General features: G+C 42.5%; 18 protein-coding genes. 8 read left to right on the top strand and 10 right to left on the bottom strand.

Going from position 1 to position 23,723, the window contains the following annotated elements; translation table 11 throughout:
• Nucleotides 1-135: 135 nt before the first annotated feature.
• Nucleotides 136-3,309, bottom strand: coding sequence for an ATP-dependent DNA helicase (locus tag ABD772_RS10870; RefSeq protein ID WP_345103930.1), 3,174 nt, complete (start codon nucleotides 3,307-3,309; stop codon nucleotides 136-138).
• A 109-nt stretch (nucleotides 3,310-3,418) separates the two neighbouring features.
• Complete coding sequence (locus ABD772_RS10865; RefSeq protein WP_345103927.1) at nucleotides 3,419-5,104, bottom strand: glycoside hydrolase family 3 protein; 1,686 nt, start codon at nucleotides 5,102-5,104, stop codon at nucleotides 3,419-3,421.
• Between the two features lie 400 nt (nucleotides 5,105-5,504).
• On the opposite strand from ABD772_RS10865, the gene ABD772_RS10860 reads away from it, so the two are divergent.
• Complete coding sequence (locus ABD772_RS10860; RefSeq protein WP_345103924.1) at nucleotides 5,505-6,575, top strand: acyltransferase family protein; 1,071 nt, start codon at nucleotides 5,505-5,507, stop codon at nucleotides 6,573-6,575.
• Here ABD772_RS10860 and ABD772_RS10855 read toward each other — a convergent pair.
• From ABD772_RS10855 to ABD772_RS10830, 6 genes are all read right to left on the bottom strand, one after another.
• The gene (locus tag ABD772_RS10855; RefSeq protein WP_345103921.1) at nucleotides 6,535-7,482 is read right to left on the bottom strand and encodes a hypothetical protein; all 948 of its coding nucleotides are present in this window, start codon (nucleotides 7,480-7,482) and stop codon (nucleotides 6,535-6,537) included. The two genes, ABD772_RS10860 and ABD772_RS10855, sit on opposite strands and share 41 nt — an antisense overlap.
• A 71-nt stretch (nucleotides 7,483-7,553) precedes the next feature.
• Nucleotides 7,554-8,510, bottom strand: coding sequence for a nucleotide-diphospho-sugar transferase (locus tag ABD772_RS10850; protein ID WP_345103918.1), 957 nt, complete (start codon nucleotides 8,508-8,510; stop codon nucleotides 7,554-7,556).
• Between the two features lie 24 nt (nucleotides 8,511-8,534).
• Nucleotides 8,535-10,379, bottom strand: a complete 1,845-nt coding sequence (locus ABD772_RS10845) for an ABC transporter ATP-binding protein (RefSeq protein WP_345103914.1) — start codon at nucleotides 10,377-10,379, stop codon at nucleotides 8,535-8,537.
• 41 nt (nucleotides 10,380-10,420) lie between these two features.
• Nucleotides 10,421-11,566, bottom strand: coding sequence for a glycosyltransferase family 9 protein (locus tag ABD772_RS10840; RefSeq protein ID WP_345103911.1), 1,146 nt, complete (start codon nucleotides 11,564-11,566; stop codon nucleotides 10,421-10,423).
• A complete protein-coding gene (locus ABD772_RS10835) occupies nucleotides 11,566-12,741 on the bottom strand; it encodes a glycosyltransferase (protein WP_345103909.1) in 1,176 nt (391 codons plus the stop codon). Before ABD772_RS10835 ends, ABD772_RS10840 begins: the two co-directional genes overlap by 1 nt.
• Nucleotides 12,738-13,616, bottom strand: coding sequence for a glycosyltransferase family protein (locus tag ABD772_RS10830; RefSeq protein WP_345103906.1), 879 nt, complete (start codon nucleotides 13,614-13,616; stop codon nucleotides 12,738-12,740). The genes ABD772_RS10835 and ABD772_RS10830 overlap by 4 nt, the downstream gene beginning before the upstream one ends.
• 91 nt (nucleotides 13,617-13,707) lie before the next feature.
• On the opposite strand from ABD772_RS10830, the gene ABD772_RS10825 reads away from it, so the two are divergent.
• Nucleotides 13,708-14,424: a glycosyltransferase family 2 protein gene (locus ABD772_RS10825; protein WP_345103903.1), complete on the top strand. Its 717-nt coding sequence runs from the start codon at nucleotides 13,708-13,710 to the stop codon at nucleotides 14,422-14,424.
• 190 nt (nucleotides 14,425-14,614) lie between these two features.
• On the opposite strand, the gene ABD772_RS10820 is transcribed toward ABD772_RS10825, so the two are convergent.
• Nucleotides 14,615-15,640 carry a glycosyltransferase family 4 protein gene (locus ABD772_RS10820; RefSeq protein ID WP_345103900.1) on the bottom strand — a complete coding sequence of 342 codons (1,026 nt, stop codon included), beginning with the start codon at nucleotides 15,638-15,640 and terminating at the stop codon, nucleotides 14,615-14,617.
• Between the two features lie 107 nt (nucleotides 15,641-15,747).
• On the opposite strand from ABD772_RS10820, the gene meaB reads away from it, so the two are divergent.
• The gene (gene meaB, locus ABD772_RS10815; RefSeq protein ID WP_345103898.1) at nucleotides 15,748-16,638 is read left to right on the top strand and encodes a methylmalonyl Co-A mutase-associated GTPase MeaB; all 891 of its coding nucleotides are present in this window, start codon (nucleotides 15,748-15,750) and stop codon (nucleotides 16,636-16,638) included.
• Between the two features lie 11 nt (nucleotides 16,639-16,649).
• Here the strand turns inward: meaB and ABD772_RS10810 are convergent, their stop codons facing one another.
• Nucleotides 16,650-17,939 (bottom strand): aminopeptidase P N-terminal domain-containing protein, encoded by a 1,290-nt coding sequence (locus ABD772_RS10810; protein ID WP_345103895.1) that lies wholly within the window; start codon nucleotides 17,937-17,939, stop codon nucleotides 16,650-16,652.
• Nucleotides 17,940-18,092: 153 nt separating this feature from the next.
• On the opposite strand from ABD772_RS10810, the gene ABD772_RS10805 reads away from it, so the two are divergent.
• From ABD772_RS10805 to ABD772_RS10785, 5 genes are all read left to right on the top strand, one after another.
• Nucleotides 18,093-19,487 (top strand): OmpA family protein, encoded by a 1,395-nt coding sequence (locus tag ABD772_RS10805; RefSeq protein WP_345103893.1) that lies wholly within the window; start codon nucleotides 18,093-18,095, stop codon nucleotides 19,485-19,487.
• Nucleotides 19,488-19,597: 110 nt separating this feature from the next.
• The gene (locus ABD772_RS10800) at nucleotides 19,598-19,744 is read left to right on the top strand and encodes a DUF6728 family protein (RefSeq protein ID WP_345103890.1); all 147 of its coding nucleotides are present in this window, start codon (nucleotides 19,598-19,600) and stop codon (nucleotides 19,742-19,744) included.
• Between the two features lie 36 nt (nucleotides 19,745-19,780).
• A complete protein-coding gene (locus ABD772_RS10795; protein ID WP_345103887.1) occupies nucleotides 19,781-20,161 on the top strand; it encodes a RidA family protein in 381 nt (126 codons plus the stop codon).
• Between the two features lie 9 nt (nucleotides 20,162-20,170).
• A complete protein-coding gene (gene recG / locus ABD772_RS10790) occupies nucleotides 20,171-22,279 on the top strand; it encodes an ATP-dependent DNA helicase RecG (protein WP_345103885.1) in 2,109 nt (702 codons plus the stop codon).
• 69 nt (nucleotides 22,280-22,348) lie between these two features.
• Complete coding sequence (locus ABD772_RS10785) at nucleotides 22,349-23,671, top strand: MFS transporter (protein ID WP_345103884.1); 1,323 nt, start codon at nucleotides 22,349-22,351, stop codon at nucleotides 23,669-23,671.
• The last annotated feature ends 52 nt before the right edge of the window (nucleotides 23,672-23,723 follow it).

Here is a 23,723-nt window from a genome sequence, read left to right as displayed (position 1 = left end):
CGCTGCCCATTAGCGCTTGCTTTTTCTTTCTATTACGTACACAAAGTATTGATACAGCTTAATAACATTTCGTAAGGCCAACGCTCATGCGTCGGGAGGCTCGGCATAATAACCTTTTTAACCCTGTTCAACTTTCTATTCATCTCCCTCATCACTCACTATTGTCAGCATATCATTTACCTGCTTAAAATTACTGCGCACAAAATGGCACCAATCACATTCTTTTCTGCCACAACCGGTGTTGAAATCGTGGGCCATGATTTTTTGATATACGGTTTCAATCTGGCCGGTTACAATTTCAATATCCTCCGGGCTTATCACAATTTTTTCCTTATGATATTCGCCTTCGCTAACCGGCTCCACAAAATCAAATATAGTAGTAGTCACCTCCCAATCGTTGGTGCGGTCGTTGTCAATCAATATTTTATAAAACACCGCCTGGCGCCAGTAGTCGCCGCCTTCGGGTTTTTCATCGTCGGGGCGTTTTAATTTTTTGACAGCATTTTTAAGCTTACCTGTTTTGTAATCGACAATGGTAGCTTGTTTGCCCACAAACTCAATCTTATCCAGGTTACCTTTTATCGGTATGCCTTTAACCTCGATATTTTTAATAGGGCGCTCGGTTACGGCTACTTTATTCCACTGGTCTACATTTTGTTCGTAATAATCAGCTAATATCTTATCGCCATAATCCACTTTTAGCTTAAAATCTTCTTTTGTAAATGAGTCGCGGTTGCGGTACATATACCATCTAAATTCTTTCAGGAATTGCTCGGTTGACGGGAAATTATCGTCATCATCCTTTAACCACCTGAAAGCCTTGTTCAGCGCCCAGTGTACCGCCTGACCAAATGTGGCCGACGGACTTTTCCCCGACGGTACCCGTATCAGACACTGAAAATAAAAGCGCAGCGGACAATCAAGGAAATTGCTCAAATGCGTAACCGACAGCGTATAGTTTTGCAGCAGTTGATTGATATAATTTCTATCCAACAGGTCAACTTTTGGTTTATCCGCTTCGCTGAACTGAGTGGCATAAAACTCTAACATTGCCATTTCGCCAACCTTAGGGTGCTCAACCTCCATATCGGTTTGTGCCAATATCTCGCCAATAAACTGCGAAGCTTCCTGATCCTTCCCATTTTTGTCTTTACCGGCGAACGATATATGAAGACATTGCTTGGCGCGGGTAAGCGCTACATAAAACAACCTTCGCGATTCCTCTTTTTGTGCAATATCATCATTAGCAGCCTGCGTAAGTGTATCCGGATAGCTGAAGCCAGTGTTACGGCCCTTACTATCCCACGTCTTTTTATCGCAGCCTATAAAAAACACATGCTCAAACTCCTGCCCTTTTGATCCATGGGCGGTAAAGAAATTCACGCCATTTTCAGAGAAAATCACCTGGTTCAAATCCAGGCGGATACCGTGATCTTTCATGGTGTCGATAATTTGCAGCAACTCGCCTATGGTCAACTCCGGATTTTTTCGACTTTCATCCTTCAAGAAATCAAAGAAATTGGTGAGCATCTGCATGTACATGCCTTTATCAGGCTGCATCATAATGTACCGCAGTATACCCATCTTGCTTATCACCTGCTGAAAAAGCTGCTGTAGTGTAACGCTTACCGCATCGCGCAAAAGCTCGTCGATGTTGTTAAGCAGATACTTCATGTTGGTATTAGGCACTGCATCAAACAAGCCTTGCTGAGCAGGAACACGTATCTCATAAATATACCGGCGCAACGAGGTTTTGGGCGCATTGTTAGCAGACGTCACAAAGTTTTCTTTTGATACCGCAACGCTGGCCTTGGCAATCTCAATAGGCGGAATATCAAAAAAGTCGTAATGCAGTATCTGAAACAGCAGTTCGTCGCCACTATAGGGCGAATCCAGTTCCATAGCCAAATAACGCAGTATGGTAATAATCTTTTCGCCAAAAGGCATTGTCAGCACATCAATTTTACGGCGGGTGTTTACCGCTATTTTTTGGGCATTCAGAAAATGGATGAGGTCTTCAACCTGGTTGTGGTTACGGTAAATGACCGCAATCTCCCCCGGCTCAGTCCCGCTGTCTATTAAATGCTTGATGCTATGCGCCACGTCAACCATTTCCTGGTCGGGATTTTCATATTCGCGGATCACTGGTTTTACGATCAACTCACTAAACCGTGCATGCGAGGCCTGTAACGTTTTGTCCAGGTTTAACTGTTTGGTCAATCGCTCGTTGTTATGGTCTATCAGCGCACGCGAAATATCCAGGATATGCTGATTGGAGCGATAGTTATGTTTGAGCACCACTGTCGACAATGTGGTTACATAATCATTAGCAAAATCAAGGATGTTTTTCATGTTAGCCCCCTGAAATTTGAAGATGGACTGATCGTCATCGCCTACCACAAACACATTTGGTGTTTCCCAGTAATTCAGCAAAAACTTTAGCAGCTCATTCTGCGATCCGCTGGTATCCTGAAACTCATCCACCAAAATGTAATGATAGCGCTCCTGGTAGCGGCGCAGTATCTCCTCATTCTCGCGGAAGGCTTTAAGCACCCAAATGATCATGTCGTCATAATCATAGCGTCCGCGGGCTTTCATCTTGGCGTCGTACTTATTATACTCGGCAACAGCGGCCAACAGTTTTTTCATTACCTCGTGCTGGGCTTCGATATCTTTTTGCTTCAAATCGCCTACGGCGATGCCTTTGGCAACGTTGGCCCGTTTGTAAATAAACTCCGCTCGATTTGGCAGATCTTCCAGATATTCGTTAATAGCCTTTTTAATAAATTGCTCATTCCAGTTTTCCCGTTTCATGGTGGAGAAAAGACTTTTTAACCGGGGCACATCGTAATAAATATCGCCGGTAAAACGCTTTAGTAAGTGATCATTGGGAAAATCATTTACCAGCTCTCTGAATAGCATCGCCGACTCCAAATCAGATAGCGGCTCCAGGTTCAGTTTACCAAAATATTCCAGGTTTTCCTGGATCACCTCATTACAAAAGGCGTGAAAAGTATAAATATGGATACGATAAGCATCCGGACCAATAAACTCAAACAAACGTTTACGCATGGCTACAGCGCCTGCGTCAGTATAAGTCAAACACAAAACCTCGCCGGGCAGCGCATCGGTATCGGTTAATATTTTGCCTATACGAGCCGCCAGAATTTGGGTTTTGCCGGTACCGGGGCCGGCAATTACCAGCACCGGGCCGTCCATTTTATTAACGGCAGCCAATTGCTCGGGGTTTAATCCTGCCAGCGCTTCCTGAAATTTTTGATTGTATTTATTGGGATTAGATGGTATCATGTTTAGTAAAGATAATAAAGGATCAGATGATCTGCTAACACCCAGACGTATAAAGATGGATACAAACTACCTAACGCAATGCATCCGTCCGCAGAAAATAAAATTGATTTTATAAACTGGCGCCCGCTCCTGTGGTAAAGAAAACGTTTACACTTACCGGCAGCCTGCCGGTTGGCTTCAACTGCCCGGTTATCACTCTAACTGCTGAACGCTGCAAGTCGTCGCTCATTTGATAACATACCAGCAGGCCGGTGCTTTTTTCGATACCCGGTAACCCGGCTAAGGTATAGGCGTTGGCAAAAACGCTGGTTATGGTTTTATTTTGGCTGCATACCGCTGCTATGAATTCTTTAACGCCATTACTATAATCAAGTTTGCTCGCGGGGCGCATGCGTGTGTCATTAATACTCATATAAACCTGATCGTACTCTTTCAGCATTTGAAGTATACGATTTAACGTAGTAACAGGTGTATTTTTATTAATGGTAAACAAATGGCAGGCAGACGACCAACGGCCAAGTTCCTGCTGAAAAGTGGTGTAATGATCAACGCCAATACTCACAATGGCCGTTTTTTGCAGTGGATTTAACCTGATACCGTCGCTTGTACCTTTTACCATAGTTACGGCGGCATCGCTTAGCTGTTGTATCAGCTGGCGGGCAGGGTCACGATTCAAATCGCCTGGAAGGCCTATGGGGCTCATATCCTTTCTGTCGTTTAAGCCGGCCCAATATTTAGCGGCCAGTACTTTTTTTACCTTAGCCTCAAACTCGGCTTTGCTGATCAGCCCCTTACGCACTGCCTTTTTTATTTTAAGGATAGACTTATGCAGATTTAATGAAAGCTCGATGATATCATTGCCCGCTAAGAAAGCTTGTAGTTCGGCTTCGCCCTCAGGAAAATATTTGGTGACCGCCTTCATCTCCATTGCATCAGAAACCACCAGACCCTTAAATTGCAGCGAGTCTTTTAATACACCGGTCACTATCTTGCGCGAAAGTGTTGAAGGACGGTTTTTTGCACTGTCTAAGGCAGGTATACTCATATGGGCTATCATGATGCCGTTTACGCCATTTGCAATAGCTTCACGAAAGGGGTATTCTTCTAACGAATCCAGTCGCTGGCGGGTAAAGGGCAACAAAGGGAGGTCAAAATGTGAATCGACATTGGTATCGCCATGCCCCGGAAAGTGCTTGGCGGTAGTTAGCAACCCGGCGTCCTGCATGCCTTTAAAATAGGCAATACCCTTTTTGGCAACATTATATTTATTATCGCCAAAACTGCGGTAATTAATAACGGGATTGTCGGGGTTATTATTGACGTCCATATCGGGGGCAAAATTCATTTGCATACCCAACCGCTTAAAATCATAAGCCACCTGCTGGCCCATTTTATAGATCAGGTTATCGTCCTGTATAGCGCCTAATGTCATCTGATAGGGATAAGACAACGTTGAATCCAGGCGCATGCCCAACCCCCATTCGCCATCCTGCGCAATAAGCAGCGGCACCCGGGCCAAATGCTGATAACGGTTGATCAGATTTAACTGTCTGCCAGGCCCTCCCTGAAAAAAAACAACCCCGCCAACCTGTTCGGTTTCAATAACCTTAGCTACAGAATCTTCATAAGCTTTGCCAAGATTAGTATGAGCACGGACAAAGAAAAGCTGTGCAATTCTTTGCTTGCGAGTCAGCTTTTTATATACCGAATCGACCCATTTATTCTGCTGGCTTAGCATTTGAATATAGCTACTCTGTTGAGCAAAGGTGTTTGTAAAACTAATAGCTACAAACATGGCACAACAGTAAAAACGGAGTTTTATAGAAGTCATGGAAGTCAAAAGTAAAACTAAAATGATAAAATTGAAACCCTTTATAAATAAGGATCGTATAAAACAAGCATAACCCTGGGCTATCAAGGTATGTTTGGATTAGGTGTAGATATTACTAAATAATTTATATCTATTGCCGGTTAATCGTTCGATTTAAGTGGTAAGGCTGTCAATGGCAATGCCCGTTCGAACTTATGGCAGCCACACATTCAATTTGGGTTTGCATACGTATATAACTGATCTCATAATTATATTTAGTGGAAAGTCACCCGTTGTGCTCGGGTGGCTTTTTTTTATTATCCCCCAATGTACAATACAATTGTGACGCACCGTAAATTCCGCAATCCCTATATTTGCGCTATCTATGCAAAACTTAATTAACGATGCCCCCGGCAAAAAAAATTATGATTTTATAGACGCCATACGGGGAGTGGCCATGATGAGCATCGTTGCTGAGCATAGCGTTGCTTTTAACGTGCCCAATATCGTCTTTGGCACTACAAAATACTGGGTATTTATCAGCCTGATACAGTTCACCAAATTTGGCACTATTGCCTTCTTCTTACTGGCAGGCTTTCTTATCGGCGAAAAATTTGCTGATTATTCGCCATCCCAATATTTAAAACGGCGTATATCAACCACATTTGGTCCCTGGGTTTTCTGGAGCTTGGTGTATGTATTGGGCATGATCATTAACCTGCATATCAAACAACGTATCTATCATAACCACCAGTTTAACTTGCATAACATCCTGGAGCAGGTTAAAATTGTTTATTTGTACACCAGCTATTGGTTCATTATCAACTTCCTGATCAGCATTAGCATTTTGCTCATTTTCAGGAAATACCTATACTCATTATATCTGGGTGGCACACTGATGTTATTTACCTTATTTTACGTGGTAGATATTCATTATGAGTGGATAGACCCGAGACACACCACCGCTATCCTGGGTTTTGTCTTCTTTTTATGGTTGGGTGCACAATTGCGTAAATACTGGACAAGGATTGAAGATAGCGCAGCTAAAGTCCCGTACTGGATTTTAGTTAGCCTTGTTTTGCTCACATTTGGTGCATCGCTCTATGAAATGACGCAATTGCGCGGCCATAGCATCGACCCGTTTAATACCCTGCGGATAAGTAATATCTTTTTTTCGCTGGTATTTTTTGCGCTGCTGTTAAGAATTAAAAACTACAAGTTTGTGGCCTCACTTAAACCGCGCCAAACCACCTACGGCATATACCTGATACACTATATTTTGCTGGTATATTTATTTCCTGAGCTAATGATGCATTTGGGCTTCGATATTAACAACCTGCCCGTCGGCTTATTTGTGCTGTCAAAAGCGACGATATTTGTGCTGCTATATGCATTGACCTGGTCTGTGGTAATACTTATAGGTAAATCCAAGGCAAAAAAATTGATAGGGGTCTAATTTTTACCTGGCCTTTAAGATATTTTTTGATCGATTTTTTGGCTCGCTTTATTTTACCTTTAATATCCCTGGCCTCTAAATATTTAGCTACCTGATAGCCCTCAGCCGTATAGTTCTGGCGCATAGCATCTTTGGCATGTGCCTGATAGTGTAATGTCACGAATCTTATCAACTTACCGCTTGCCTCATTTTTGCCATAAGGCAGATTGTTTTTCCAATATATCTTTTTAATACCGTTTTCAGTCTCGTAACCATCAGCACAGTTTATATTGCTGTCCACCGCGATCTCATCTGTAAGCAGGTCTACCTTTATAGCACCTTCGGGATAGTCCTTGAAATAGAGGTGAAACAGGGCCATATCAGATATTCCTCCTAAAAGTTGCGGGTTGTCTTTAAAAGGTTGATAGAGGTAGTCAAGCCTGGCAATGGCTGCCGGGTCTGTATAGTAACGGATCAGATGATCGCAAAAATCATTGATCACCCCCTTATCCCTAAAATATGTAAATGCAGGCATTCCCGTATCATCGCAGGTATTGGCGATGCGGCAATTGTTAAACAATGGCACCAGTTCGGTCAAATTTTGATAGCATAGTACGTCAGAATCCAGATAAATAAATGAATCGATGTCATTAGCTTTACAAAATTCCCGGATATAAAACCATCGCAAAAAACAAATTAATTCGTAGTTCAAATCATTGTCAGAACGATGCTGATAAATGGATCTGAACTGTTCAGTGGCCGGCTCAAACGCAGCTATTGATATATGGGTAACAAATGGGTACTTATTGTTTTCCTTATCGCCCAATAAGTATATATCGGCATCAGGATTATAATACCTGGCTTGTTTCAGGGCATATTTTAAATATAACGGATCTCCGTAGTGAAAAAAGATCACAGGTATTTGCATAGGCTTATCAGTATAATTCAAATTAACAAAATATTTGTATAACCTAACTTTGAGTCCAAAAAACAGCTTTGTTATTTCTTGTTCTTAAACAGGCCTTTAAGCCAGCGTTTGAATCTCTTACGCGGTATGTTCTGCCGTTTTTTTTCTTCGATATAAAACTCCTTGTTCAAGGTAAACAGGTCGGCTTTCTTTTCCGGGAGCACATATAAAGGGTGTTTGATCACGCCGAGTTCTTCTAACGGCATTTTCGAAAATGCGCTGTCCTCGTTAAAGGTATTGGTTGCATTTGCGCCAAAGCCTATATTGGTTATCAGGTTATGATTGGGTATGATGCAGAGCCCATTATTAAAAAAGCTGCTAAAGCCAAATTGATAATCCCAGGTATCGATCTGGCCCGACTTTGTGCGCACAAACAAATCATGCCAGATGTCAATGATCATCTGATCATTAAAGACATTCGACAATTTTTCTTTGACATCCCTTTCATCGTATTGTTTAAGATCGATATCGTATTCTTTCCAGACCCGTCTCCAGCCGGCCCATCCCCATGAATGGATCAGGTTGGAAAAATAATAACTGGCATCACCCCATTTCCTGCCTTGCTGAAAGTTAGATCCGGTAATTATCCTTATCCTGGTATCGTGGCGATACCTGTCCAGCATTTCATCACAGAATCTGAAAAAACTATTAGATGGCAAGGTGTCATCCTCTAAAATAATACCTTCTTCCTCGTTATCAAAAAACCATTGCATGGCTGTGGCTTCACCCAGTTTGCAGCCTACGTTGTCCTCTTTAAATAATGTCCTTATTTCACAATCCCAGTCAACTTTAAGGGCCGCCTCACGGGTTTGCCGGCATATTTCTTCTTCGCCGGGTCTGTCGGCACGCGGGCCATCAGCACCAATATATAAACGTGGCGGCCGAGCCTCTCTGATCTTCTCTAACACGGCAGCTGTCTCAGCAGGGCGGTTAAACACAATAAACAATACAGCTGACCTGGTTTTGTAAAGCGTTTCGTGCGGATTCATAGAAGTATGCTTTAAAAATGGAGATTAGTCAGCATTGAAAGTCTGCATGTCGATAAGCTTACGGTATAAGCCATTGTGGTTGATCAATTCCTGGTGACTGCCCTGTTCTACAATCTGCCCGTTCTCCAGCACTACAATAATATCTGCATTTTGGATAGTGCTTAAACGATGCGCAATAATGAGCGAGGTACGGTTCTTCATTAGGTTATTCAACGCGTCCTGTACCAGTTTTTCTGATTCTGTATCCAGGGCCGATGTCGCCTCATCCAGTAACATGATTGGCGGGTTACTTAATACGGCACGGGCAATACAAATACGCTGACGCTGCCCGCCAGATAGTTTAGTACCACGGTCGCCGATGTTGGTGTTATAACCATTCTCGGTTTCTAAAATAAAGCTGTGGGCATTGGCAATGCGTGCGGCAGCTTCAACTTCGGCCTGCGTAGCATCTGGTTTACCAAAGGCTATGTTGTTGTAAATGGTATCGTTAAACAAGATAGAATCCTGGTTTACCGTACCCATTAACGCGCGCAGCGAATGCGCGGTAACATGTTTGATATCCTTATCGTCAATATAAACAGCACCCGATTTCGGGTCCATAAAACGGGGGATCAGATCCATCAAAGTCGATTTGCCGCCACCCGAAGGGCCCACCAATGCCACTGTTTTACCACGTTGCAGGGTTAAATTGATGTTCGCTAATACCTGGCGCTCGCCGTAAGCAAAACTTACGTCTTTAAAGTGGAGGCCCTCGTTAAAGCCGTCGACTGTAACAGCGTCAGGCAGGTCAGTAACCTGTGCTTTTTCGTCAATTAAAGCCAATACACGTTCGCCGGCGGCTATACCTGAGTGAATATTACTAAATGAATCGGAGATAGCTTTGGCGGGGCGGGTAACTTGCGAAAACATGGCGATGTAACCAATAAATGCCGCGGCCGTTAAGCCACCCGATTGTTTATTAAGAATCAGATATCCGCCATATAAAACAATACAGGCAATCATGGCAACACCCAAAGTCTCGGATACCGGCGAAGCCAATTGTTGCCTGCGGGCCATAGAGCGCGATATTTTGGAATAATGCTCATTCTCCCGATTAAAGCGGCCCTTGATGAATCCTGTAGCATTGAATGCCTTGATGATCTTTATACCACTCAGTGCCTCATCCAGATAACTGATCATGTTGCCATAACTTTGCTGAGATGCTATTGCCTGTGCTTTAAGCCGCTTTACAATACGGGATATGATAAAAGCAGACACTGGTATCACCAACAAAGAATAAATGGTAAGCTTGGCACTTATAGCAAATAACGCAATCACAAAGAATATTAACTGCGCCGGTTCTTTAAAAATAACTTGAAGCGTGGCCGTAACAGAATACTGCACTACCTGCACATCTGATGCTACTTTTGAGATAATGTCACCTTTACGCTCATTACTGAAATAACCCAGGTGCAAATCCATTACATTATCAAAAACTGCTTTACGCAGATTTAACAAAGTATGCACACGCAGGTTCTCCATAATGCGTTGCGATATGTATCTGAACAGATTGCCTAATATTACCGACACCACCAACACTCCGCAAACAAACTGCAGCGTGGTCCAGGCCGAATAATGTTGGATAAAGTAGTGGACGTAATAATTAAAAGTATCGCTTAAATTGGTAAAAGACGGCTTTTTTACTATAGTTTGTGCAGCTGCTGCACATTTATCAGCGTTCCCCTCAGAAAACAAGGTCTGTAATAACGGTATAAGCAGAGCCAGGTTGAGTGTACTGAAAAACACGTACAATAATGTAGTGATGATATAAGGGATAGCAAATTTTTCAATTGGCTTTGCAAACGAAAGCAGCCTGAAATATGTCTTCATTCAATATGATAAAAGTGTGCAAAGGTAACGTAATTATTTAATTACTGTTGTGTTGAGATAAGCGGCAAAGTAGCCTGCCATACCTTTTCAAGGCTAACTGTCGAAATACAAGGGAAGGGCTCGTGGCTCTCGGTTTTATAAATACAGATCCAGTTGCAATAATAACAAGGCAATTTTTCATAAACACAAACCGGCGCACCTGGGGTGCCGACAGGATACGGCGCAAACCGCTCGAAATGCCCTCCACCCAAAATACATATTGAGGGTGTTCGTGTAGCCACCGCTATGTGGATAGCGCTGGTTTCATTGGCAATCAATAAGCTCGAATTACTTATGGTATCGATCAATTGCGGCAGGGTGGTTTGGTTGATTTTATTTTCAACGCTTCCTTCGGGCAGGTTTTGCATCAGAAATTCGCCATGTTGTACTTCGCCTGGTCCGCCAATAAGATATATGGGGCCGGCAGTTTGTTGCATTAGGCGCTTGATAAGTTCCAGGAACTTCTCTCCTTCCCAACCGCGCTTAAAGGCGCCGGCGCCAGGTAGTATGGCTATACCGTTTTTGTTAGCGGCATTAGCTTTAATGTACGGCCGTTGCAGATCGATCTTTTCACCAAGTACCGTCTCAAAGAAAAACACATTGCGGTTAAATTCAAAGTAGTGTTCCGGAGCCAGTGGCAAAAGTTGCGTATAAAACTTGTCGGTCTTTTGCTTATAGCGGGGGACGATTCCTTCATTGTCGCTTTCATATCCGATGATCTCCCTGGCACCAGTCAATGCGGCGAAACCATCGGTAATAAAAACCCGGGTATAGGTTGGTTGTAACACCACCTCATAATTATTTCCAAACAGCCGCCAGGCTTGTTTTAAGGTTCTCAGTGGTGCTTCATAAAAACTGTTAGGATTGATAAAATAGGTGTTGTTAAGATACTGTTTGTCGTATGCCTCATTCAAATCCTGCCAAAGGATGTTGCCGAGCAGATCTACTTGATGGTTCTTATATTTTTCCGACTTCTTTAGTATCTCAATAAAATTGCGGAACAGGATATAATCGCCAATAGCATCCGTCTTGATGAGCAACAAACGTTTGGCAGGTTTACGAAACAGCGCAAGGAAACTAAAAACCGCCGGCAGCTTAAGCAGCACAAATCGCGTCAGTCTGAATAATTTGCGGTTTTTAATATCCATCAGGTAAAGGCTGCGTCAAGTTCTTTGTAGAGTACCGCCTTACTAAAGCTATGGTTGAACATATCTCTCGCAAAATCGCTCTGTAAAGCGTAAAATTCTTTATCGTTAAGTAAGGCGACAATATTTTGGGCAAACACTTCCGGATCATCACTCACCAGGCAACCATTCAACCGTTTATTGGGCAAGCCATCAATACCACGGAGGTTACAAACTACCGGCAGGCCATGCGCTAAAGCTTCAACCACCTTTACCTTTACACCTGTACCCGTCAGCATAGGGCAAAGTGCGATTTTAGACGCTGCGTAATAATCATCCAAACTTTCGGCATAAGCTATCTGCTCAATCTTATACTTTTCAGGAATCGATTTATTAATCAATCCAATTACACAGATCTTTATGTCGCGCGGCAACAAGGGATAAACGTTTTCAAAAAACCAATCAGCCGAGCGTTTATTATGTACATTATCGCTGGCTACGTAGATCAGATCGTATTTCTTTTCGACGGTTGGTTTACCGGCCAGATGCTCAGCATCAATCATCAACGGAACAAGCCTGACGTTTGATTTACTAAACTGCCCGAAGACATATTGCTCTTCGGGCGATATCGCCCAAACTTCATCAAATTTATTCAACCTGCTGATCTCATCCTGCAAAGTAACACCCAAATGAAAGTTCTTTTTGTATTTGAATTGCGCGGTGATAAAATCGTGCGTATCAATTATCGTTTTGGCACCTTTTATTAATGACCTGTCAGATATTAACCCCGCACAGGTCACGTAGCTTATAATGATGTCATCATAAGTATTAACTTTCAAAATATCCTCAAAAGCGTTTTTTAAAGCGATGGTCAGGAATGTGGGTATATTTGACCGCAATGGATAAGCCATCCAGTAATAGATCAAATCCCATAGCTTATTTTTAAAAAAGTAAACTAAAGGATTGCCTTTAGCGGGCTTGCGTGGCAGCAGGTGAACGTTATCAGCCAAATTATTATTTAGCAAATAATCTATAGTTTGCTGCTCAGTGCCTATGTCCATCTTTTCATGCTTCAGGCTGACAAAGTCCACGTGATAACCCCGATCCTTTAAGTATTTGAGTAGTTGTATGGCGCGGGTTTTATTGCCGGCAGTTTGTTTACCTACGTTATCGGGAAAGAAGTATAATACCTTTCTCATTTAAGCAGTTTATAGTTTCTATACTCGCTTACCCGCCAGCCGGTCCAGTCCTCTATTTTTTGCAGCGCCCTGCGGCGAAAAGTCATTTTGTCCTTCAGCTTTTTAAAGTCGACGTCCAGCTTCCAGTTGGTAGCAGCAATACGTTTTTGCATTACTGCCGGATGCGTACCGGCAAAGAGGATGAGTCTGTCGGCATTTTTATAGTCGAATTCAAAAGTTTCGGGTACGTTTTGCTCTATCCATGCATCGTCATGATAAAACTTGTTAAAACTACGCAGCTTATTTTTTAAACCTCCAGGTGGCTTTACCCAGCCGTAATGATAAATATAAGCGTCTATGAGCTTTACGTTGATCTTTCGGTCATTCCATCTAAAACCCTGTGCATCGCGATAGGCATGTATACCTTTATTATTACGCAACACCCGTATCTCGCGGCGGTACCAACGGCGCGAATGCCCATAGTAATCATACGAGCCATAAAAGTGCAGGTATTTAAATAACAAGCCCTCGACTTCTTTTTTGTCAAGGTTTTCTTCCATCTCCTTTTTAATAACCGGAAGATATTTTTCATGCACGCATTCATCACCCTGGATATAAAAACACCAATCGGCATCAGGCGAAATAGCCTGGTAGGCTTTGTCAGTTTCGACCGCAAACACGGCTCCGCCTTCGCGCAAATCATCGTTCCAAACAGTACGAATGATCTTGATTTTTGGCGAGTCGATGCCCAGGATCAATTGCTCGGTATCATCGTCGCTATTACCCAGGGCCACAACAAATTCATCGCAAACAGGTAAAATAGACGTAATGGCTTCAACCACCGGATAGTCGTTTTTTACAGCATTGCGTATAAATGTAAACCCTGCAACCTTCATGTATGATATTATAGTATAAACCGTTACTTTGTGCTATAACGATACGGCCAAATATACGCTACTCCTTATAAATAATTGATATCTTAAAATTGTGAAAGCAAACGCGCCCAAAATATCCATCGTCATAGTAACCTATAATGTCGCCGGCACACTGCAGGCCTGCCTTGACAGCATTTACAAACAAAAATATCCTGCGCTTGAAATTGTGGTTATTGACGGCGCAAGCACAGACGGCACCGTTAATATCCTTGAACAAAACACCGATCGGATAGCCTACTGGAAAAGCGAAAAGGACGATGGTATTTATGATGCCATGAACAAAGGCACCAAACACGCCACCGGCGGTTGGATCTATTTTTTAGGTGCCGATGATATTTTGTTCGATGATTTTACTAAGCTGACCTATGAAGTGGAAAATGACCATGTTATTTACTACGGCCGGGTGATGACCCTGGGCGGACCAACAATTCCGGTTACCGAATACGGCTTTGCCAAGTACGGGCTTTGCCACCAGGCAATGATCTATCCGCGGGCAGTGTTCGACAAACATCATTTTAACACCCGTTATAAAATCTCCGCTGATTATGTGTTGAATATGCAACTGTACAACAGCGGCGAATATCGGTTTGAATTCAGAGACCATCTGGTAGCTAACTTTAACCAGACAGGCGTATCAAGTATATCTGTAGATAAGGTCTTTGAGAAAGACCGGGGGGCACTAGTACGCAAACACTTCGGCAATAAAATATGGCTTCGCTTTTTATTTTGGCGGATGAAGAAGAACAGGAAGGCTCAAAAAAACAGATAGCAAAGGAATAAACCAAGAGTCGTAGCCTCGGCACATTCATTAGCAACGGATTTTAATCCGTTGAAGAAAAACAAACAGTCAGAAAGCCATTGGTTCGGTTCATTTAAATAGACAAGCACATTGTCAATTATTCAACAGATTAAAATCGTTGTTAAAGAATACATCGGGCCAATGGTTTTTTATCCTCGTTTTAAATAGGTTTCAACACCTCCTCATACAAAGCCAAATACTTTCTGGCTGCGTTTTCCCAACTGAACAGATTGGCATGTTCCATAATTGCGGCTTCGCGACCATTTTCTTTCCAATCCTTCATTCCTTCAGCAAAAACAGCTTGCATGTGCGCAGGTTCAAAACCATCAAAGTAATACGCCACGCTGCCACCAATCTCGGGCAATGAAGTTGCTTTGGCTAAAAACACAGGCTTGCCAAAATACTGCGCCTCAATAACCGGCAAACCAAACCCCTCGGCAATAGACGGGAAAACAAAGGCGCTGCAATTTTTAAAGTACCAGGCTTTATCATCATCACTAATTGGCCCGGTTATCGTTATGCGGTCAAGGCAATTGTATTTTTGTGCTTCTTCAATAATGCGTGCCTTGTGGGGTGTTTCAATGCCTGATATTACCAGTTCATAGTCGTTTCCCTGCAACAACGAGGGCAAGTAATGAAATCCCTTTTGCGGCGATAGTAAACCAATTGTAAACAGAAAAAGTTTTTTAGGGCTGTGTGATGGTTCGTGATTTTCAGGTACAACAAGTTTTTCGGCACCATTATGAATCACACTTATCTTACTTTTTAGTTCGGGAATAAATCGCAGGATATCGTCGGCTACAAATTGCGATATGGCAACTACCCTATCACACAGTGAGGCATAGTAACGCAGTTTGTTAATATGCTTCCTGATCTTGCTTTGTTTGCTACCGGGCAGATGCACCTTATTAATATCATGAATGGTCATGATCTTTTTTCCATTAACCCGGTACGGTTTTAGCCGGCAGGTTTGATCGGTCAAATGCACCACATCAAACTTATTATAATACGGAAAAAAAATAGTATGCAGCCGGTACAGGTAAATAATATCCACTAACTTATTAAATAAGTAAATGGTATTTTTAAACATATAATAGGTGAGCCTAAATCTGGCCTTGTTTTCTTTAATCAGCGCGTCGCCCAGCCCTTTGCCAAAACTGAAATAACCGGAGTTAGGGTTTTTCATTGAATCGAAGGTAACTAATATGCGCGGCTTGGACATGACATAGCTTTGCTGCAATTATAAAGATTATCTTAATTTATGTGGCGATATTTTTATTCATTTGTATTAGCATGAGCCAGGCAGCAAATCAATCATCCATCCTATCAGGTGCCGATTTCAAATCGGTTGCCCGGGCTTTGACTATTGTTGAGAATGACTTGGCTGGTGCCAATGATTTACTGAAAAATCTAAAATTTGCTAAACCGGCACCTATAATAGGTATTACCGGTCCGCCCGGCGCGGGTAAAAGCACCTTAGTTAATAGCCTAATTACGCAACTGGTTAGCAAAGGCAATAAGGTAGCCGTTTTGGCTATCGACCCGACCTCGCCTTTCAACTTCGGCTCTTTGCTGGGCGACCGGATACGGATGAGCAATCATTTTAACAGTCCGGATGTATTCATACGTTCGCTGGCTACCCGTGGTTCTTTGGGCGGCTTATCAGCCAAAACCATCGAGATGACCGATGTACTGCGCGCCGCGGGTTTTGATTATGTGCTGATTGAAACGGTAGGTGTCGGTCAATCGGAAATTGAGATTGCCGGATTGGCCGACCTCACTTTTGTGGTGTTGGTGCCCGAATCGGGCGATGAGATCCAGAACATCAAATCGGGCCTCATGGAAATTGCAAATGCCTTTGTCATTAATAAAGCCGACAGAGACGATGCTGATCTTTTCGCCAATAACCTACAAAAGATCATCCACCAAAAAGAAGACATCCAAACGCCCGTTTTTAAAACCATTGCAACAACTAATGAAGGTATTGATGAGATAACACGGTTTATCCTATCGGCTAACAATATTCAAAACACGCGTAAAGAATTTCTGCTGGCAGAAAAGGCTTACAAACTCATCGGGCAAAAACGTATGGCCGGCATCGACAAAAAAAAGCTCCGGCAGGATATTGCCGAAGCTTTGCTAAATGAAGGGTTTAATCTTTATAATTTTTTGGAACGATATTAACCGAATTCCTGTTACGAATTCATGATCTCTTCAATATGCTCTGCCTCGATGGGGATAGCAGCCATTAAATCGACATTACCGCCTTTGGTAATCAGGATATTATTTTCTATCCGGATACCCAGGTTCTCAGCCGGAATATAAATACCCGGCTCACAAGTAAGAATATTACCTGCCTCAAAAGGCTTGTAGCGGCTGGCATAGTCATGCACATCTAAACCTAAATGGTGCGAAGTGCCATGCATGAAGTATTTTTTGTACGCCGGCATTTTAGGGTCCTGCTTTTCGACGTCATGCTTAGTTAGCAAGCCCAGGCCAATCAGCTCACTGGTCATGATCTTGCCTACTTCGTCGTGATATTCATTCCAGACGGCACCCTCCACTATCATTTGAGTAGCTGCGCGCATCACGCGCAACACCGCGTCATAAACCTGGCGCTGGCGTTTGGTAAAACGGCCGTTTACCGGGATAGAGCGGCTCATATCGGCATTGTAGTTCGCATATTCAGCGCCAAAATCAAATAATATCACATCGCCATCATTACAAACCTGGTTGTTATCAATGTAATGTAATACTACAGCATTCTTACCTGAGGCTATGATTGGGGTATAAGCGTGGCCGGTGGCGCGCTGCCTGATAAATTCATGAATGATCTCTGCCTCGATCTCATATTCCGTAACTCCCGGTTTGGTAAATTTCAAAACACGCTCAAAGGCATCTTTAGTAATAGCGCAGGCTTTTTTAGTTAGCTCGATCTCAGTTTCAGACTTTATCGGGCGCAGATCGCGCATGATAGGCGCCGAGCGCTCATAGTGATGCAGTGGATACATAGCCTTCAGTTCATCCAGCATTCGCAGATCGCGATATGGAACTGAAAAATTGAAGCGGTCATTCTCGTTGGTATTTATGTAGATATTTTCGGCATAATTTATAATACTATGTAATATGGTATTAAAATCGCTCAACCAATATATATTTTCAATGCCTGAGGCTTCCCTGGCCTCTTCCTTAGTATATTTATGACCTTCCCATACAGCAATATGCTCATTGGTTTGTCTTAAAAATAGTACTTCTTTGTATACAGAATTAGGACAATCAGGAAACAATAAAAGAATACTTTGTTCCTGGTCAATGCCGGTTAAATAAAAAAAATCGGCATTTTGTTTAAAAACGAAGGCTTGATCACCACTTCTTGGAAATTCATCATTAGCATAAAATATTGCCACAGATGAGGGTTTTATTCGTGAAACGAAATTTTTTCTATTATTTATAAATAAACCATTATCAATAGGTAAATATTTCATTGGGTTAATTTTATTTGTACTATTTATAGAACATTTTTTATTTCTTTGTGTTGGTATTATGATTTTTTGGAACAGAATTTGGTATTCGTTTTCAAACATAATTACTATTTTTGGAAAAAAATCACAATTAAAACATTGTTTAATCTTAAAACTATGAACTATTCTACATTAAAAAAAACAGTCGCTCTTTCTCTTGTTTCTTTAGTGGCAGTAGGCGTAGCTAACGCCCAAACCACAGAAACAACGTCGTCGACTACAACCACCGCCAAGGTATTTGGTGGTTCGGGGCAGTACAATACCTGGAGTATTGGCTTAAATGTTGGCGCAACATCACCTACACTTGCAACCGGCGGTTCAAGTGATTTTAACGGCAACAAAATTAACTTAGGCTATGGCTTAGACATCAAAAAGCAATTAGCACACTCTTTCTCTTTGCAATTGAACTTACGCGGTGGTAAAGTAGAAGGTACTGCTGGCGGAAGAAACCTTGATGCTAACGGCGTTCCTTACGTTACTGACGGTGTAACCGGTAGCAACTACACTAAATTCTCAACTCCGTTCTTTCAAGGTGTTATCAGCGGTGAGGTTAACGTAGCTACTATTGATTACTTACGTCGCGCAAACGCAATTAACTTCTTGGTTAATGCTGGTGCCGGTTTAATAAACTTTAACCCTACTATTTACGGTGCTACCACTCCTGGTTACGCAACTGTAGTTTCTCAAACTTACAACACTGCAAGCGCAACAAACACTAACCCACACAGAGTAACTAACTTGGTTATCCCTGTAGGTGTTGGCGTTAAATTCAAATTGTCTGACGCTATCGGTCTTAAATTAGGTTACACTGAAAACTTCATCGATGGTGATGTTTTTGATGGTGTTAACAAAGGTTACCCAACTAAAGATCACTACTCTTATGGTTATGCTGGTTTAGACTTCACTTTAGGTTCAAAATCAAAACCAAACTTAGAGTGGGTGAACCCGGTTGCTATGATGTATGACGAATTATACGACGAAGCTTTACGTAAAGAAGTTGAAGCATTAAAAGGCCGTGTAACCAACGTTGAAAACGCTGTTAACGATCTGAAAAAAGATTCTGACGGTGACGGTGTAGCTGATCAATTTGACAAATGCCCTAACACTGCTGCTGGTACAGTAGTTGACGGTTCTGGTTGCGCTATCGTATTCCCTAAAGCTGACACTACTGCTGCTGCTCCTGCTGCTGCTGCTTACTCAAACATCCAGTTTGAATTTGATAGCTCAGTATTGAGAACTTCATCTTACCCAGTTTTAGATGCTACTTCTGCTGACTTACGTGCAACAGGTGCAAAAGTTGAATTAGATGGCTTTGCTTCATCTGAAGGTACTGCTGCTCACAACATGTCATTATCAAGAGACCGTGCTAACTCAGTAAAAACTTACTTAGTTAACTCTGGCGTTGATTCTAAAAAGATCAAAGTAAAAGCATACGGCGAAACAAGACCAATTGCTGATAACTCAACTGAAGAAGGACGTGTATTAAACCGTCGTGTTCAATTCAAAAGATAATTTTTGAAAATCAGTTTAGTTAAACAATATAAAGGCTCTCCAATTTTGGGGAGCCTTTTTTGTTTGTCTATATTTGTGTTATAAGCGCAAACAATATTAAAATCTGTATCATGTATTTTTTTCGAAAAAAAGATCCGAACAGGCCTACCAGCTTTAACCTAAAGGTGATGCATGCCATTAATGCTACTGCTATAACGATATTTCTATTAGGCATAATCTGGAAGCTGATACAATGGCTTATCTTAAAAAAACATTAACAGCTGATCAGATCAGCATAACCATTATCATATACTATGAACAAAGTAATTAAAACTACAGATGCTCCGGCGCCTATCGGGCCATATAACCAGGCTGTCCAGGCAGGTAACACTATTTATATTTCGGGACAGATACCGTTGCATCCTTTCACCGGCGAATTGGTTACTGATAATATCACTTCGGCCACTCACCTGGTAATGGAAAATATCGGCGCCATTTTAGCGGCAGCAAAAGCCGGTTTCGGCGATATAGTCAAAAGCACCATCTTCCTGACCAATATGGCTGATTTTACCGAAGTAAACGAAGTGTATGGTTCTTATTTTGAAGATAACTTCCCCGCGCGCGAAACCGTTCAGGTGGCTGCACTACCTAAAGGCGTTAGTGTTGAGATTTCTGTAATCGCTGTTAAATCCTGATTATAACCGTTGAACGATCAGCCATTTCAAACCCCGATTGAATATTTAAAGGGCGTTGGCACCGCACGTGCCGATGTACTTAAAAAAGAACTGGCCATTAAAACCCTGGAGGACTTGCTTGAGCATTTTCCTTTCAGACACATTGACCGTACCCGTTACTATAAAATTAAAGACATACAGCAAGACCTGCCCTATGTGCAGGTAATAGCCCGCCTTATTCATAAAGATTTACTGGGCGAAAAACACACCAAACGCCTGGTAGCCCAGGTACAGGACGAAACCGGCGTAATGGAACTGGTATGGTTTCAGGGCATTAAATGGGTTGAAAAGAACCTAACGGTGGGCAAAGCCTACATTTTGTTTGGCAAGCCAGGCTCATTTAATGGCAAGGCACAAATGTCGCATCCCGAGTTTGATCTTTACTCGGCCGAGGCTATGCAGCGCAAGGGCAACATAACGTTGCAACCTGTATACAGCTCTACTGAAAAGCTTAAGCAGTTTAGTTTGGATAGCAAAGGCCTCCAAAAACTAATTGTTACACTATTAGAACAACATGCCAAAGACATTCGCGAAAACCTGCCTCTATATATCATCAACCGGTTTAAATTAATAAATCGTTCAGACGCTTATAAAAATATCCACTTCCCGGAGGATGCCACTAAACTTGCAGAAGCCAGGCATCGTATTAAATTTGAAGAGCTTTTCTTTTTACAGCTTAAGCTGCTTAAAAACAAACTGCTGCGTGTACAAAAGTTTAAAGGGAATATTTTTGACAAGGTTGGCCCCTACTTTAATGAATTTTACCATAATAAACTACCATTTGAACTCACCAATTCACAAAAAAGGGTTTTAAAAGAGATACGCCAGGATACCCAGCGGGGCGTGCAGATGAACAGGTTACTACAAGGCGACGTAGGGAGCGGTAAAACCGTAGTAGCATTAATGAGCATGCTCATTGCCATTGACAATGGCTTCCAGACCTGCATTATGGCCCCTACAGAAATATTGGCTACCCAGCATTACCAAACCATAAAAAACCTGGTAGGCGATGACTTTATCGAAGTTGCGCTGCTGACCGGATCAACCAAGCCTAAAGAACGTAAGCTTATCCACCAGAAACTGGAGAACGGCGAGCTTAAAATATTAATAGGCACGCACGCCTTAATTGAGGACAAGGTACAATATCAAAACTTAGGCATGGTAGTGATTGATGAGCAGCATCGGTTTGGGGTAGAACAACGCGCCAAACTTTGGCGAAAGAACGTAATTCCTCCGCATATCCTGGTGATGACAGCGACGCCTATACCACGTACCCTGGCTATGACCTTATATGGCGATTTAGATATATCGGTGATCGACGAACTACCCGCAGGCCGTAAACCTATCAAGACCATTCACTTTTATGAAAATAGCCGCTTACGGGTATTTGGCTTTATGAAAGAAGAGATAGCTAAGGGCAGGCAGGTTTATGTGGTATATCCATTAATACAAGAAAGTGAAAAGCTCGATTTGAAAAACCTGATGGATGGTTTTGGGGTAATCTCGCGCGAGTTCCCGCTGCCTCAGTACAAACTAAGTGTGGTTTATGGTAAGATCAAGGCCGCGGATAAAGAATTTGAGATGCAGCGCTTTGTAAAGGGCGAAACGCAGATCATGGTGGCTACAACTGTAATTGAGGTAGGTGTAAATGTACCTAATGCATCGGTAATGATCATTGAGAATGCTGAGCGGTTTGGCCTCTCTCAACTGCACCAACTCAGAGGCCGGGTAGGGCGCGGTGCCGAACAGTCTTATTGTATATTGATGAGTAAGGACAAACTGAGCCCTGAAGGCCGCATACGCCTTAATACTATGGTTAAAACCAACAATGGCTTCGAGATTGCTGAGACCGATTTACAGCTACGTGGCCCCGGTAATATTGAAGGCACCCAACAAAGCGGACTATTAGACCTTAAAGTAGCCGACCTTGCTACTGACCAGGCCCTGTTGATGCAGTGCCGTAAATGTGTCGAAGAAATCTTTGCTGCCGACCCGCAACTGGCTTTGCCAGAGCATCAAATTCTAAATCGGGCGTTCATGGCCAAGGATGCCGGTCTCAGTTGGGATAAGATCTCATAGACTCTATCATCCGCTTGTCTAAAAATCAAATAATCTAAAATCTTAGATTCTGAGTCGTAAATTTGCCACATGGCAGATGCTGACAATCAACCTTTACCCACGAATGATTCTTTTATAGCCTTACGTTATAAAGATTTCCGCTCATATCTGGGCATACGTTTCTTCTTCACTTTTGCTTATCAAATGCAAACTACGGTGCTCGGCTTTTATATTTACCAGCTTACGCACAGTAAAGTTGCTATCGCATTTGTTGGCCTGGCTGAGGCAATACCTGCGGTTACCATTGCACTATATGGTGGTTATATTGCTGATAAATATGAAAAGCGCAAAATGCTGCTTTTTGTATACGCCGGCGCCTTTTTGGCGGCGTTGATTATGTATGCTGTTACACTCAACAGCATTCGTGCTTATGTACCGGTTGGCTGGATATTACCTGTAATGTATACCATGATTTTTTGCAATGGGGTGATGCGCGCATTTTACGGCCCTGCTGCTTTTACCGTCTACGCCCATAGTGTACCTCGCGAGGTATACCCCAACGCGAGCACCTGGAGCAGCTCGAGCTGGCAAGCGGCTTCTATCTTAGGGCCAATGGCCGGTGGCTTTATTTACGGCTTTTCTAACCGTATTGTACCCGGGTTAAGCGGTATTACAGCAACCTTTTTTACGATACTTATTTTTTTACTCTTATCAATAATACTGGTTTACAGGCTCCGCAAATATCCGCCGGTTTTTGTTCCTAAAGAGAACATCTGGAAAAGCTTGTCAGAGGGAATACATTTTGTATTTAACAACAAGATCATGCTTTATGCCATGAGCCTTGATCTGTTTTCGGTGTTTTTTGGCGGAGCCGTCGCCCTGTTACCGGTATTTGCTTTAGATATTTTAAAAGTCGGGTCTGAAGGGTTGGGATTAATGCGTATGGCCGCTTCTTTGGGTGCTGCAATTACAATGGTGGTAATGGCCAGATTTTCGCCCATGAACAGGCCCTGGCGTAACTTACTGATCGCCGTAGCAGGCTTTGGCTGTAGCATCATTGGTTTCGGTTTAGCGCGTAGTTTTTATCTGGCGCTTCTGTTCTTATTCGCGCAAGGGGCCTTTGATAGTGTCAGTGTGGTCATTCGCGGCACAATAATGCAGTTGCTCACTCCCGACCATATGCGCGGGAGAGTATCAGCTGTTAATTCTATGTTCTTAAGTTCTTCTAATGAGATTGGTGACTTTGAATCAGGTATGGCTGCTAAATTATTAGGCACGGTTCCGGCAGTACTATTTGGTGGCAGCATGACTTTACTGATTGTAAGCCTTACCTATTTTAAGTCTAAAAAGCTAATACCGTTATCACTTAATGAAATCTCTGTTGTAGAGGTTAAAGAAGAGTTGAGCGTGTAAAATACTACTCTGTCATTCCTTTAGAGGCCTACTCAGCAAGACGGAAAAAAGA

Origin of the sequence: Mucilaginibacter panaciglaebae (assembly GCF_039539265.1) — a bacterium.
Taxonomy (GTDB): Bacteria; Bacteroidota; Bacteroidia; order Sphingobacteriales; family Sphingobacteriaceae; genus Mucilaginibacter; species Mucilaginibacter panaciglaebae.
Note: the sequence above shows the minus strand (reverse complement) of the source record. Positions and strands in the feature narration are given on the sequence as shown.